Raw genomic sequence first — 14,213 nt, 5'->3', positions numbered from 1 at the left:
CCACGGTGCACGCGTCCAGACCGCGAAGCCGGAAACCGCGCCGTCGCGCGCTGCAACAAGAGCAGGGGCCTGACAGGGCCCGCCGGGGAATCAGAACAGGGTCGCAGGAGGATCCGGCAACCGCCGCGGCCCGGCCCGGCACTCCCTCTCGATCCAGAGGCAGATAAGGCCGACGACACGCTCCCGCTCCTGCTCGCTGAGCTCGCGTCCCTTGGCGATCCCGTGGTTGATCTGCAGGCAGGTGCGGCAGCAGGTCGCCGTGGCGTGCTGGGCTCGGAAGACGGGATGGCCTCCCCAGGGGGTCTGCCTGCCGTCCCTCACCGGACAGGCCGGGGCAAGGCGGCTGTCGATGAGCTCACGGGCGTGCCGTCGCACGGCCACCATGCCGCGCAAGGCGACGTACTCACGCTCGGCCGGGCGGAGATGGAACTTGGCGCGGAAGGGAATCCGGGCGATCCGTTCCAGTACGGCATCCAGCCGGTCCTGCTCCATGGCCCCGCTCGTCCTCTCACCACCCGCAGACGCCCCCGCGGACGTCATGTCTCCAGCCCCAGGACGACCGGATGTATCAGGTCCTTCCACGAAGTCGGCCTCCCGGTACTCGCTGGGAGTCATGCCGGCCACCGCGCGAAAGGCACGGTAGAACTGCACCGAACTGGAGAAACCCGTCTCCTGCGCGATCGCGGAGATCCGCTTGCCCGGCTGCGTCCGCAGCATCACCCGGGCGCGCTCGAGCCGCAGAGACCGCAGGCGCGCCATGGCGGACTCGCCCGTGCCCTCGAAGAGGCGGAACAGAGTGCGGCGGGAAACGTGCAGGCCCGCGGCGATGCCCTCTGCGTCCAGATCGGGGTCTGCCAGATGCGCGCGCATGTAGGCTGCCGCCTGCCCGCGCCGCAGCGCCTCGGGCACCTGACACCGACCGGGGGCGATCAGGCCGAGGAGCGAGGTTCCCAGCGCGGTCGCCTGGGGCTCGAGGAGGTGCGCGCCCAGGCGGTCCCCGTCCTGGCGCTGCGCGAGGTTCACGAAGAACGCCGCCACCGCGCCCATCGCCCCGCCGCAGTCGAACGTCCGGGCGAGCAGGTCGTTGCTGCGGCTCACGCCGGCCTGCGCGAATGCCCTGTCGGCGGGCAGCTCGAGGACGACCTGCTCGTACTCCTCCTTCGCAGACAGAGAGAAGGGCGCGGCACTGTCGTAGATCACCAGCGAACCGGGAGTCGCGAGCGTCTGACGTCCTGCCTGTTCGACGAGAAAGTCACCACTCAGCTGGAACACCAGGTACAGGTAGTCGTCGTCTTCGCGGCCCTGCGCGATGTCGCCGGCCGAGCGCCGGACCTCCTCGGGGCGGGCCCGTTTGGTGGACAAACGGAAATCCGTGTACTGGCCTAGCCTGATCTCCCCGTCGAAGGCGTTGCCGACCGGGTCCGTCCTGGCCGACACGTAGGCCTTCTGCCTGGCCTGACGCCAGTAGTCGACCTCGTCGCCCTGAGGGGCGCGACGGGTGGAGAAGGACGTCAGGCGCGGCAGCGCCAAACCGTCCTGTGCCATGGCCATGCCTTTCTCTGGGCCGCCTTGCATGGATCAGATCTACGCTCACGGCGCTCCGTCCCATCGTACGCCGCAGGGGTGTTCTAGGGCGTGTGTGGAGTTGTGATCAATGCTGTGATTCGAGGTGCCGGATCCAGAGGAGGCCGGCACATAATTCGAGTCCGGCCTGGTAGCTTTCAGGCTTTTTGTCGTAGCGGACGGCAAGGCCGCGCCAGTCCTTGATCTTGTTGATGGTGCGTTCGACGCTGTTGCGGAGCTTGTAGAGCGGCTCGTCCCAGGTGACGGGCCGTCCGCCGTGCGAGCCGCGGTTCTTGCGGTGGGCGGCCTGATCCTTCTTCTCGGGAATGACCGCTTTGATCCCACGTTGGCGCAGGTGGGAACGGTTCTTGCGGGACGAGTACGCCTTATCGCCAGCGACTGCGTCGGGCCGGGTGCGGGGCCGGCCGACCGGGCCGGGGACGCGGATCTCGTTCAGGACCGGGATGAACTGCGGACTGTCTCCTGCCTGCCCAGCGGTGATCTTGAGCGAGAGGGGCAGGCACTGCGGAACGCAGGACAGGTGCGTCTTGGTGGCCAGTCCGCCGCGGGACCGCCCCAGGTCCGCGGCGGCGAGCCGGGCCCTGCGGCGACGCCTCACGCGTCGTCGTTCTTCTCGCTCCGGGTCGAGTTGCCCGACTTGTTCCTCGCTGGTGCCCCTTTTTCTGCGGCGGCCCTCTCCACCGCGTCCAGGGTCTCGGGATCCATGATCATCCCTGCGGCATCATGATGGGCCCGGGCTGTGGTCGAGTCCACGCTGACCAGTGACAAGTCCACCAGGCCCCGCTTCGCCGCCTCGGCGATCACACCCTGGAACACCGCGGTGAACACCCCGGCATCCCGCCACTGCCGAAACCGGCCGTAAACGGTGGACCAGTGTCCGAATCGTTCGGGCAACTCCCGCCATTTCGCCCCATTCCTGAACCGCCACACGACGCCCTCGAAGTGCGCCCGCAGGTTCTCCGGGTACGGCCCGTACTCACCGACCGGCAGGAACGGAGAAATGAACTCCCACTCAGCATCCGTAAGTTGAGGTCGAGACATATCAGCGTTCTACCCCAAGACCCCCGCCCCTCTCGGGCCGGGACTACATGAGATCACAACTCCACAGGCCCTAGCTCCGCGCGCGGGGACAGCAGCAGGCCCCGCAGGTTGATGACGTATGGCGGTCCCAGCCCTCCATCGGGATCTCGTGCAGTAGGGCGGCGCGTGGCCGAGCCCGGCGTTGTTGACGCCGAGGTGGAGTCCTCCGTACGTCTTGTCCAGCCGTCACGTGCGGGCCCCTGCGCTCAGGACCGAACGGGGATACCGGCCCGGTTAATCTGTGGCCGGAAGGGAAGTGCAGATGATGGCGACAGGGTCGGCGAACGATGGAGAACAAGACGGGCGGGAGAGCGGGCAGGGCTCCCAGCGGCGCAGACAGATCGTGGCCGCAGTCCAGCGGCTACTGGGGGAATGGGGCAGCCCCGACAAGCTGACCATGCGCGCAGTCGCCAAGGAGGTGGGCATCTCCGCCCCCAGCATCTACCTCCACTTCGCAGACAAGACCGAACTGGTGTGGGCGGCCCTGGCGGACCGGTATGACGAGCTCGTCACACAGATGGCCACCGCCGGAAAGGCCGGGGGGGATGACCCGCGGGACCGGCTGCGGGCGCAGGCGCTGGCGTACTGCCGGTTCGCCATGAGAAGTCCGGGCCACTACCAGCTCATGTTCGAGGTTCACCAGCCGACTGCGGAGCCGTCGAGGATAAGCGGCCACCCGGCACGCCACGTCTCCGCCAGTTTCCGTGAGGGGCTGCGCAGCTGCGAGAGCAGCGGCTACAGGCTGTCTCTGCCGCTGGAGCAGGCAGCGCAGACCCTGTGGGCCGGGTTGCACGGCATGGTCTCCCTCCACCACAGCCTGTACCGCGACGAGTCGTCGGAGACGCTGGTCCTGCAGCTGGCAGAGGGGCTGGTGAGCTCGCTCCTGTCCGGCACCCCCGGAGCAGCACCTGCGGTGCCCTCGCCGGCGGAGACTGAAGCGTCCCGTCGGATCAGGGAGATCCGAAACGCTCCGGGGCCCGACGGCCCGCAGGCGTAGCCGGGGCCCACCCCAGCGGTGCCCGCGCAGGGCCCACGCGGGTTCTGCACCGCAGCAATATCCCTTCCGGAAAGGCCGGTTGCCACCCCGCATGGCCAGGAGTACAGTCCCTGCTGAACTAAGTTAGGTGCACAGGGCAACTAGTGCATCTGGCCCGCGTCGCCCTCAATTCGCGAGGGCTTGACGGAAGTGGATTCCCCCATGCAAATCTCTATCGACTTCGACAAATGCTGCGGTGCCGGCCAGTGTGTGCTGGCCGCGCCGGACGTCTTCGACCAGCGGGACGAAGACGGCATCGTGGTGCTACTCGACGACAATCCGCCCGCCGACCAGGCGGAGAACGTGGTCCAGGCGGCGGCTGTCTGCCCGGCCGCGGTCATCCAGGTGCAGCTGTGAGTGCCGCAGCGCCGTCACGGATCGCTGTCGTCGGGGCTTCGGCGGCCGGCCTGAGCGTTGTGGAGGGCTTGCGACGCGAGGGCCACCCCGGGCCGATCACCCTGATCGGCGAGGAGTCGCACCTTCCCTACGACCGGCCCCCGCTGTCGAAGCAGCTGCTGTCGGGCGAGTGGAGCACCGACCGGCTCCTGCTGCGCGGTGAGCCTGACATCGACGCTCTCGGTCTCCAGCTTCGCTTGGGCACGAAGGCGATCGCGCTGGACACCAAGGCGCGTGAGGTCGCCCTGGCGGATGGCACGTTCGTCGAGTACGACGCTCTGGTCGTGGCCACCGGCACGCGGGCCCGCCGCTTGCCCGGCACCGAGGGGGTGCCCGGGGTGCACGTTCTGCGCACCCTGGAGGACGCGCTGGCCCTGCGTGAGGACCTCGCATCCGAGGGGCACCTGGTCGTGGTCGGCGGCGGCTTCGTCGGCGCCGAGGCCGCCGCCGTGGCACGCGGCCTGGGCTGCGAGGTGACCCTCGTCACCGACACCGCCCAGCCCATGGGCGATGCGCTTGGCGACGAACTGGGCGCCATGCTGCGCACCGCCCATCACGAGCACGGTGTGCGGATCGAGACCGGCGTCCTCGTCGACCAGGTCCTCACCGACGGCGGGCGGGCCAGCGGAGTGAGTCTCCGTGACGGCCGCACCCTGGCCGCGGACGCCGTCCTGGTCGGTATCGGCGCGCAGCCCAACACCGAGTGGCTCACCGGCAGCGGCGTTGCGGTCGGCAACGGGGTGGAGTGCGACGCCACCCTGTACGCCGGGTCCGGGGTGTGGGCGGCGGGCGACGTGGCCTGCTGGCTCAACGCCCGCACGGGTGAGCCCTGGCGTATCGAGCACCGCACGAACGCCGCCGAGCAGGGACTGGCCGTCGCCCGCAACATTCTGGCCGGGCCGGAGCGTGCCACGCCGTTCGACTCGGTGCCTTACGTGTGGTCTGACCAGTACGACCTGAAGATCCAGATCTACGGCCGGACCCGAGGCGCGGACGAGGTACGTGTTGTCGAGGGCAGCACGGCCGAGCGCAGGCTGATCGCTCTGTACGGCAGGAACGGCCGTACCTGCGCGGCGGTCGGCGTCAACATGGTCCGGGCCCTGCGCGGCTACCGGGCCCAGGTCGCCGCGGCGGCCCCCCTTCTCACCGGGAGTGCAGCATGAGTGACACCCTCCGGGCCGGTGTGATCGGCCTGGGCATGATCGGCGGCGGGGTGGCCGTCAGCCTCGCCCGCAGCGGACGCGTCCCGGCGGTCTACGATGTCCGTCCCGATGCTGCCGCGGACCTGGCCGGTGTGCCCGACCCGCTCGGCTCCCCCGCCGAGGTGGCCAAGACCTCCGATGTCGTGATGGTCGCGGTGGTCAACGCCGACCAGGCACGCGAGGTCATCGGCGGCGAGCACGGCCTGCTGGCGGCCGCGCACCCGGACCTGACCATCGTCCTGCTGGCCACCGTCGCCTTGCCGGTCGTCCACGAACTTGCCGCCCTGTGCGCCGAGCGCGGTGTGGGCTTCCTCGACTGCGGGGTGACCCCGGGCGACAAGGCCGCCGAGAACGGCATGGTCGCCATCCTCGGCGGCGAGCAGGCCACCGTCGACGCGGCGCTGCCCGTCCTGGACGACTGGGCGAAGAAGGTCGTGCACTGCGGCCCGCCCGGCGCCGGCATGGCCACCAAGATCGCCCGCAACGTCGTCACCTACGGCAGTTGGCGCACGGTGGCAGAAGCTGCCGCGCTGGCCCGCACCGCGGGCGTGGCACCCTCCCGGCTCGCCGAGGTCATCGACTCGGCCGACCCCGAGGGCCGCACCCTGCTGCAACTGCTGCGCATGCAGGACGGCGACGGCGTCCTGCCCGACGCCATCGGCCGGCAGATCGAGCCGCTGATGACCAAGGACCTTGATGCCGCCCGGGACCTCGCCGCCACCCTCGGTGTCCAGGCCCCCCTCATCGACGTGGTACGCGCACAGGCCCGCCGCACCCTCCAACTGGAGACCGCACCAGCACCGGCACCGCCGCCGGCGAAGGACGACGTCCACGCCTACGGCCTGCACATGATGGACCAGGCTTACGGCCCCGGCTTCAGCACCGCGGTCCAGGACAGCACCGACCCCTTCAGCACCGAGACCGTCGACTACCTCTTCGCCCAGGTCTGGGGCCGTGAGGGCCTGTCCGTCCGTGACCGCCGGCTGCTCACCCTCGGCGTCGCCGCCACCGTCGGCCGGCCCGAACTCGTCCAGATCATCGCGAACGGCGCACTGGTCAACGGCGAACTGACCGCCGACCAGCTCCGCGAGTCCGTCCTGCACCTGGCCGTCTACACCGGCTGGTGCAAGGCCACCGCCACCCAGACCGGCGTCACCGCCGCCATCGACGCCCACACCCCCACCGCGCAGGAGCAGAAATGACCGAGCCCCTCATCGACCAGCCCGTCACCCGCGACCTCCGCCACCCCCTCGACCCGCCGGCCGAGTACACCCGGCTGCGGGAGGACCAGCCCATCGTCAAGGTCCGCTTCCCCAACGGCTCCACCGGCTGGCTCGTCACCCGCTTCGAGGAAGGCAGCCAGGTCTTCACCGACCCGCGGCTCAGCGCCAGGCGCCCGCGCCACGACACCCCCGAGGGCGAGGTCTCCGAGGCCGGCGAGGACGCCCCCTTCGACGCCGGCTTCGTGATGATGGACGAGCCCGAGCACGGCGCCTACCGCCGCCTGCTCACCAGCCGTTTCACCCCCAAGGCCGTACAGAACAAGCTCCAGCCCTACCTCGACAAAATCGTCGACGAGCACCTGGACGCCATCGCCGCCGGCCCCGAGACCTTCGACTTCGTCCAGGCCATGGCGCTGCCCATCCCGTGCCTGGTGATCTGCGAACTGCTCGGCGTCCCCTACGAGGACCGCGACGGCTTCCACGAGGCCACCGTCGACCTCATGGACATGGCCAAGAGCCGCGAGGAACGCGACAAGGGCGCGCACTGGCTGATCGACTACATCACCAAGCTCGTCGCCGACAAGCGCAGCACCGGAGCCACCGACGGCATCCTCGCCGAACTCATCAACAAGGCCGACGGCGAGGACTCGGTCCTGAGCGAGAAGCAGCTCATCGGCCTCGGCGTGCTGCTGCTCTTCGCGGGGCACGACACCACGGCCGCCATGATGGGCCTGTCCACTCTCACCCTTCTCACCCACCACGAGCAGCGCGAGCAGATGCTGGCCCACCCCGAGAAGATCGGCACCACGGTCGAGGAGCTGATGCGCTACCTCACCATCGTCCAGTTCGGCCTGGGCCGCGTCGCCAAGGAGGACCTCGAACTCGCCGGCGCCCAGATCAAGAAGGGCGACCTGGTCGTCGTCGCGATGAACGCCGCCAACCGCGACCCCCGTGCCTTCCAGGACCCCGACACCCTGAACATCGACCGCAAAATGGCCCGCCACATGGGCTTCGGCTACGGCGTCCACGCCTGCCTCGGCCAGAACGTCGCCCGCGCCGAACTCAAAACCGTCCTGCCCAAGCTCTTCCAGCGCTTCCCCAACCTGCGGCTCGCCACCCCGCAGGAGGAAGTCCCCATGGACTTCACCGGCACCAACTACGGCGTCCGCAAGCTCATGGTCACTCGCTGACCTTCTCCTACCTACACGCCGGGGCCAGCATCACGCTCACCGATGCCGTCCCGCGTCTCACTGGTGCCCGCCCCGGGGGCGGGCACCAGCACCGGAAACCCGGCTCCCCTTCGACGTCACATCCAAGATGCTGGAATGGCACGCGGAGACCCCGGAGCTCACCGCCCTTCCGTCCTGCTCGTTTAGGTGGGCGGCAAGGCACGCGACGATACTTTGGACAGTGCCGGCGGGCAGAGCCACGCTCCACGCCAGGTGCGGCGTCTCCCCCAACGGCCGTGGCACCGTTCACGACAGCCGCTACGACGTGAAACCGATCAAGTGATCCCCATACGGTTCACGACTCACCTCGGTCGGCACAGAAGAACACCGGTTCTTCAACCCGTGGGGCACGCCCATCCGACTCACCGCCGCCTGCGCTGAGAAGGCGAGTTGTCGCCCTCTGTGATGGCGGCGACCTGCGTCTCCCCGCCTGGGGCGGTAGCCCGGTGGGCCTTGTCCCATACGCGGTCGTGGACCAGCCAGGCCATCAAGAAGATCAAAGGACGCAAGCGAGACCCTGCTGGCTGGTGCCATCCATCCGCTTACGGCACCAGGCTGGGACGGACGCGCTGGGCGAGCCGTGCGCGCTGGGTGCGTTGCTTCGGGTCCGCGGAGTTTCACAGGTACATCCGTGGAACGAATTGGGCCTCTTGGGCTTGCTCACCAGAACTCCGCCGGGGCTTCGGTACGCGACTCGATGCCCGCCGTGGCGGTTTCCTCACGGTTGCTCAGCGAGAGGCCGCAGAAGGGACAGGAGAAGGACTCGACGATTCCGACATCGACGACCCCATCAGAGTGCATGCACGCCTCTCGTACTGACCCTGACCGCGGGACAGGCCGCCGACAGCTCGCAGTTCATCCCGGTTCTCGACAAACTGCGGGTCCGCGACCCGGCCGGCAGGCCCCGCGGCCCGGCGCCGTTGCCGGCGACAAGGCGTACTCCTCCCGCGGCAACCGCGCCTACCTTCGCAGGCGCAGCATCAAGGCCGTCATCCCGGAGAAGAAGGACCAGAGCGACAACCGGAAGAAGAAGGGCCGCCACGGCGGCCGGCCCCTCACCCACGACACCGACCTGTACAAGGAGCGCAACACGGTCGAGCGCCTGATCAACAGGCTCAAGGCGTGGCGCGGCATCGCCACCCGCTATGACAAGACCCCCGAGAGCTACCAGGCCGGACTCCACCTCCGAGCCTCCATGATCTGGATCAAGGAACTCGCACGGACCACTCAGTGATCACAACCCGATACAGGCCCTAGGGCTTTCGCCGACTGATGCGTCGGCAGGGCAGGGGCCGGCCCGCAGTCCCGTTGCGGGACTGCGGGCCGCAGTGCAGGCCTCAGGCGGGGATGAGGCCGTGGGGGTCGATGATGAACTTCTCGGCCACTCCCGTGTCGAAGGTCGCGTAGGCGTCGGGGGCGTCGTCGAGGCTGATCACTTTCGTGTTGAGCATGGCGCTCAGGTAGGGCATGCGGTCCCACAGGATCGCCATCATCAGCTCGCGGTTGTAGTGCATGATCGGTGCCTGCCCGGCGGCGATCCGCGGCGACTTGATCCAGGCCTTGCCGAAGTCGATCGGGTACGTTCCCTCCTGCTCGGCCTTCGACTTCGCGAGCGGGTCGGGGCCGTAGACGCCGATGACTCCGGTGGCCCCGCCCGCGCGGGTGGCGTCGAGCACCTGGTTGATGGCGTAGGCCGGGTCCATGTCCTCGGCCTCGCGGCCGATGCCGTGTGCCTCGGTGCCGACGTAGTCCACTGCGCAGTCGACCATGGGTTCGCCCAGGATGGCCTCGATTTGGTCGGTGAGCGCCGCGTCCTGGCTCAGGTCGATCGTCTCGCAGCCGTTCTTCTTCACCAGCTCCAAGCGGTCCTTGTGGTAGTCGCCCACGATGATGCAGGACGCCCCGAGGAGCCGCGCCGCTGCTGCGCCGCAGCGGCCGACCGGGCCGGCGCCGGCGATGTACACGGTCGAGCCCGGCTTGGCACCGGCCTCCATGAGACCGTGAAACGCGGTGGGCAGGATGTCCGAGAGCAGCGCCAGGTCACGGATCTTCGCCATGGCCTGGTCCCGGTCCGGGAAGCGCAGGAGCTGGAAGTCGGCGTACGGGACGAACAGGTACTCGGCCTGGCCGCCGGTCCAGTCGCCCAGGTTGAAGCCGTACGCTCCGCAGGACACCTTGGGGTTTGTGGTCTCGCAGACGTCGGTCCGGCGCGCCCTGCAGTTGCGGCATCGGCCGCAGGCGACGTTGAACGGGACGGAGACGAGGTCGCCCTCACTGAGGAACTCGACGTCGGGGCCGACCTCGATGACCTCACCGGTCATCTCGTGCCCCATCACCATGCCCTGGGGCACCGGGAAGGACCCGCGGTAGATGTGCAGGTCGCTCCCGCAGATGTTGGTGGCGACGATCCTGAGGATGACTCCGTGCGGGGCCTTCTTCCCGTTCGGCATCTGAAGCTTCGGGAAGTCGAGCGACTCGACGCGCATGTCTTTCGGGTTCTGAAAGGTGACAGCACGGTTGCTGCTTGCCATGACGATCTCCTCTGCTGATTCACGGTGACTCGGCCGAGTCAGTGTCGGCGGTCATTTGGGCGGCTTCGCGGCCTCGGCCTTCCCAACGTATGGCTCACATCCAACGTACGCATGCCGGAACACGCCGGACTCGCCCTCGTCTAGGCCCTGCGTGCCAACGCACTAACGCTGCGCGCCACGCCCCCGGCCAAGGCCCCTCGCCTCCGTCTGCGCAGGTCCGAGCATTGTTAGCGTGGAAACATGACCGACGCAGCAGCGCCCGCGCCCGCTCCTCAGGAGCCCCAGCCCGTCCAGGCCGACGTCCGGGTGCTGGGCGCTCGCGAGCACAACCTCAAGGGAGTTGACCTGACACTCCCGCGCGACGCAACGGTGGTCTTCACCGGCGTCTCCGGGTCGGGCAAGTCGTCCCTCGCCTTCGGCACCCTCTACGCGGAATCGCAGCGGCGCTACCTTGAGTCGGTGGCCCCGTACGCCAGACGGCTGATCGACCAGGCCGGCGTCCCCGACGTCGACTCCATCACCGGAATGCCTCCGGCCGTCGCCCTGCAGCAGCAGCGCGGAGGGCGCAGCACCCGCTCATCGGTCGGCAGCATCACCACGCTCTCGTCCCTGGTGCGCATGCTCTACTCGCGCGCCGGAGACTACCCCGACGATCAGCCGATGCTCTACGCCGAGGACTTCTCCGCCAACACTGTCGAGGGCGCGTGCCCGCAGTGCCACGGCATCGGCCGCGTCTACGAGGTGCCCGAACAGAAGATGGTGCCGGACCCCTCCCTCACCATTCGCGAGCGGGCGATCGCCTCATGGCCGACAGCCTGGCACGGCCACCAGCTGCGCGACGTCCTGGTCGCACTCGGCTACGACGTCGACGTCCCCTGGAAGAACCTGCCGAAGAAGCACCGGGACTGGATCCTCTACACCGACGAGACGCCCTCCGTCCACGTCCACTCCAGGCTCACCCTCTCCGAGGCCCGCGCCGCGATCGAGGCGGGCGTCGAACCGAGCTACCAAGGCACATTCATCGGAGCACGCAACTACGTGCTCCACACCTTCGCCAACACCAAGAGCGCCTCGATGAAGCGCCGCGTCGCCCAGTTCCTCGACGTGGCCCCCTGCCCGTCCTGCCACGGCAAACGGCTCAAGCCCGAAGCCCTGTCCGTGACCTTCGACGGGCTCGACATCGCCGACTTCTCAGGCCTGCCCGTGCGGGAACTCGCGTTGCTCCTGGACGGAGCCGTCGCCGACGCCTCGCGGCAGGCAGCTGCCAACCCCGGCCCTACAGGCACCGCCGGTGGGGCCCTCCACGCCGACGTGCGCCGGCAGGCCGTTCAGCAGCGCGTCGAGGCCGGCGGATCCGCCCACGCAGCCGCGCCCGACGTACGCCGCACCCCCAACCGCTCGGCCGAAAAACTGGCCACAACCGCCCGCCTGGGCAAAGAGCTGGTCGACCGCTTGCGCCCCATCATCGACCTCGGGCTCGGCTACCTCTCCCTGGACCGCACCACACCCACCCTCTCGGGCGGTGAACTGCAGCGCCTGCGGCTGGCCACCCAGCTCACCTCGGATCTCTTCGGCGTCGTGTACGTCCTCGACGAGCCCTCGGCAGGCCTGCACCCGCAGGACGTGACCGCGCTGTTCGGGATCCTCGACGGACTCAAGCGCCGGGGCAACAGCCTGTTCGTCGTCGAGCACTCCGTCGACGTCATGCGGCACGCCGACTGGCTCGTCGACATCGGCCCCGGCGCGGGCGAGCGCGGCGGCCGGATCATCTACAGCGGCCCGCCCGCCGGCCTCGCCGACGTCGAAGAATCAGTGCCCCGCGGATACCTCTCCGGCGGCAGCGGCCTGCCCCCGCCCTCTCCCCGCCGGTCAACCTCATGGATCGAACTCAACGGCGTCCCCCGCAACAACCTTGGCGGCGTATCCGTGTCGATCCCCATGGGCGCCCTCACCGCCGTGACCGGCGTATCCGGCTCCGGCAAGTCCAGCCTGGTCAGCCAGGCACTGCCCGCGCTGCTCGCCGAGCACCTGGGCAACGCCGTACCCGTCGACGAGGCCCCCGAGGACGACGAGCTGCTCCTGGCCGATTCCCCCGACAGACTCGAAGGCGCCATCGAGGGAGACCTGGCCGGCGTACGCCGCGTGGTCAGCATCGACCAGAAGCCCATCGGCCGCACGCCCCGCTCCAACGTAGCCACCTACACCGGCCTGTTCGACCACGTACGCAACCGCTTCGCCCAGACACCCGAAGCACGCGCCCGCGGCTACAAACCCGGCCGCTTCTCCTTCAACGTCACCAGCGGCCGCTGCCCGACCTGCGAGGGCGAAGGCTCTGTCATGGTCGAGCTCCTCTTCCTGCCCTCGGTCTACACCGAATGCCCGGACTGCCACGGCACCCGCTACAAACCCAGCACCCTGGAAATCACCTGGCACGACCGGAACATCGCCCAGATCCTCGCGATGAGCGTCGAGGAAGCCCACGACTTCTTCACCGGCGAGGAAGACATCATGCGCTCCCTATCGGTTCTCATCGACGTAGGACTCGGCTACCTGCGGCTCGGGCAACCCGCCACCGAGCTTTCCGGCGGAGAGGCCCAACGCGTCAAGCTCGCCAGCGAACTGCAGCGCGCCCAGCGCGGAGACACCCTCTACGTACTCGACGAACCGACCACGGGACTGCACTGCGCCGATGCCGACCGTCTCGTCACCCATCTGCAGACCCTCGTCGAAGCTGGCAACACCGTCGTGATGGTCGCACTTGACATGCGAGTGGTCGCCGCTGCCGACTACGTCATCGACCTCGGGCCCGGGGCAGGGGACGACGGCGGCACCGTCGTCGCCAGCGGCACACCGGCACAGGTCGCCGAAGGAGGCGTCGGGGCATCAGCGAAGTACCTCACGACTGCGCTTGAGGAGTCCGGAGCCCTACAGCGCACGGCATGACGGTCATGCAGAGGCAGTTCCTCCTCTTGCCAAGACACGCTCGGAGGGCAACCAGAGCGGGACCCCGGCCAAGGGCCAGCGGGCCGCCGCTGGTGGGTGCCGGGACGGTTGGGCTCTCTGGCACGGCAGGAACGTCGAGGGCTCTGGCCGTGACTGTGCTCCGCGAACAGTTGAACCGGTGCGCGGAGACGAACCAGGAGCTCAAGTTCAGTGTCATCTACGACTGGTAACTCCGCTCTGTCGCCCGCAAAAGGGCAACCGTCCATCGTCCCTCGGTGGCGGGCGGCCGGCGGGTCACGGTTTACCGCCGGGGCCGTGACGAGAGCCTGGGCACCGCCTACTCCGATCACGACCTGGTCGTCTTCCTCGAAGCGCTCGGCATCCCTGACCCCGACGGAGTCCTGAACGATCCGAAGTGGCTGGAGTGGCGCGACGCGGCCCAGACCGCCTGTGGCCCACCGCGCCCGAGGGACGCTGATCCGGTTCCGCACGAGGTCACCGTCCGCGTGCCGCACCACCCGCATCGGCTGCGTCGCGTCATCGAGCGAGGAGATCGCCGAGAGCGTGAGCAGCAGTTGTGAGACTCTGACAAGTGCGTCGGACGGAGGGGCTATGTCGGTTCGGGTCGTCCCACGCGCGCAACTGAATGGTCACTGGAAGCCGCCCAGAGGGGCGCTCCGGTGGACAGCCGGTGGACAGACGCCTTTGGACGAGCCAGTACGAGGCCGCACGGGGAAGACTGGCGCACATGGCCTGATCTGGGAAAACGTCATCAGGGAGCATGGTGCGGCACCACTCGGCACGATCGCTCTCGGTCTCGTAATGCGTAGGTCCCAGGTCCGAGTTGCCAGGGACTTTTCAGGAGTAATTGTCAAGACTTGTGGGTGAGTTGAGTTTCAGGCGGCTTCGAGGTCCTCGACGAGGTGGCCGTTTTCGAAGCGGGCGCCGGAGCGGACGAGGGCGACGAGGTGGGGTGCGGTGACCGCCCG

10 protein-coding genes and 2 pseudogenes are annotated in these 14,213 nt (G+C 68.8%); 8 read left to right on the top strand and 4 right to left on the bottom strand.

Annotated elements, in window-relative coordinates:
- Positions 1–90: 90 nt before the first annotated feature.
- The gene (locus GV126_RS35805) at positions 91–1,551 is read right to left on the bottom strand and encodes a DUF4186 family protein (RefSeq protein WP_201299850.1); all 1,461 of its coding nucleotides are present in this window, start codon (positions 1,549–1,551) and stop codon (positions 91–93) included.
- A gap of 100 nt (positions 1,552–1,651) precedes the next feature.
- Positions 1,652–2,625 (bottom strand): annotated as a pseudogene (locus GV126_RS15970) (IS5 family transposase).
- 301 nt (positions 2,626–2,926) lie between these two features.
- On the opposite strand from GV126_RS15970, the gene GV126_RS15965 reads away from it, so the two are divergent.
- The 5 genes from GV126_RS15965 to GV126_RS15945 all read left to right on the top strand — a co-directional run bounded on the left by GV126_RS15965 (position 2,927) and on the right by GV126_RS15945 (position 7,711).
- The gene (locus tag GV126_RS15965; RefSeq protein WP_328707341.1) at positions 2,927–3,661 is read left to right on the top strand and encodes a TetR/AcrR family transcriptional regulator; all 735 of its coding nucleotides are present in this window, start codon (positions 2,927–2,929) and stop codon (positions 3,659–3,661) included.
- A 201-nt stretch (positions 3,662–3,862) separates the two neighbouring features.
- Complete coding sequence (locus GV126_RS15960; protein WP_159667068.1) at positions 3,863–4,057, top strand: ferredoxin; 195 nt, start codon at positions 3,863–3,865, stop codon at positions 4,055–4,057.
- On the top strand, positions 4,024–5,259 hold the full coding sequence (locus tag GV126_RS15955; RefSeq protein ID WP_159673766.1) for an NAD(P)/FAD-dependent oxidoreductase: 1,236 nt from the start codon (positions 4,024–4,026) through the stop codon (positions 5,257–5,259). The genes GV126_RS15960 and GV126_RS15955 overlap by 34 nt, the downstream gene beginning before the upstream one ends.
- Positions 5,256–6,500: an NAD(P)-binding domain-containing protein gene (locus GV126_RS15950; RefSeq protein WP_159667065.1), complete on the top strand. Its 1,245-nt coding sequence runs from the start codon at positions 5,256–5,258 to the stop codon at positions 6,498–6,500. Before GV126_RS15955 ends, GV126_RS15950 begins: the two co-directional genes overlap by 4 nt.
- Entirely contained in the window at positions 6,497–7,711 is a 1,215-nt protein-coding gene (locus GV126_RS15945; protein ID WP_159667062.1) for a cytochrome P450, read from the top strand. The genes GV126_RS15950 and GV126_RS15945 overlap by 4 nt, the downstream gene beginning before the upstream one ends.
- A gap of 699 nt (positions 7,712–8,410) precedes the next feature.
- Here GV126_RS15945 and GV126_RS35800 read toward each other — a convergent pair.
- Complete coding sequence (locus GV126_RS35800; RefSeq protein ID WP_185947852.1) at positions 8,411–8,551, bottom strand: hypothetical protein; 141 nt, start codon at positions 8,549–8,551, stop codon at positions 8,411–8,413.
- On the opposite strand from GV126_RS35800, the pseudogene GV126_RS15940 reads away from it, so the two are divergent.
- Positions 8,551–8,984 (top strand): annotated as a pseudogene (locus GV126_RS15940) (IS5 family transposase); the annotation flags it as partial. The gene GV126_RS35800 and the pseudogene GV126_RS15940 overlap by 1 nt on opposite strands.
- Positions 8,985–9,087: 103 nt before the next feature.
- Here GV126_RS15940 and GV126_RS15935 read toward each other — a convergent pair.
- Positions 9,088–10,281, bottom strand: a complete 1,194-nt coding sequence (locus GV126_RS15935) for an alcohol dehydrogenase catalytic domain-containing protein (protein ID WP_030382999.1) — start codon at positions 10,279–10,281, stop codon at positions 9,088–9,090.
- A 240-nt stretch (positions 10,282–10,521) separates the two neighbouring features.
- Here GV126_RS15935 and GV126_RS15930 point away from each other — a divergent pair, with 240 nt between their 5' ends.
- On the top strand, positions 10,522–13,224 hold the full coding sequence (locus GV126_RS15930) for an excinuclease ABC subunit UvrA (RefSeq protein ID WP_159667059.1): 2,703 nt from the start codon (positions 10,522–10,524) through the stop codon (positions 13,222–13,224).
- 275 nt (positions 13,225–13,499) lie between these two features.
- On the top strand, positions 13,500–13,805 hold the full coding sequence (locus tag GV126_RS15925) for a hypothetical protein (protein ID WP_033226764.1): 306 nt from the start codon (positions 13,500–13,502) through the stop codon (positions 13,803–13,805).
- The last annotated feature ends 408 nt before the right edge of the window (positions 13,806–14,213 follow it).

The organism is Streptomyces mexicanus (assembly GCF_902506575.1).
GTDB lineage: Bacteria > Actinomycetota > Actinomycetes > Streptomycetales > Streptomycetaceae > Streptomyces > Streptomyces mexicanus.
Note: the sequence above shows the minus strand (reverse complement) of the source record. Positions and strands in the feature narration are given on the sequence as shown.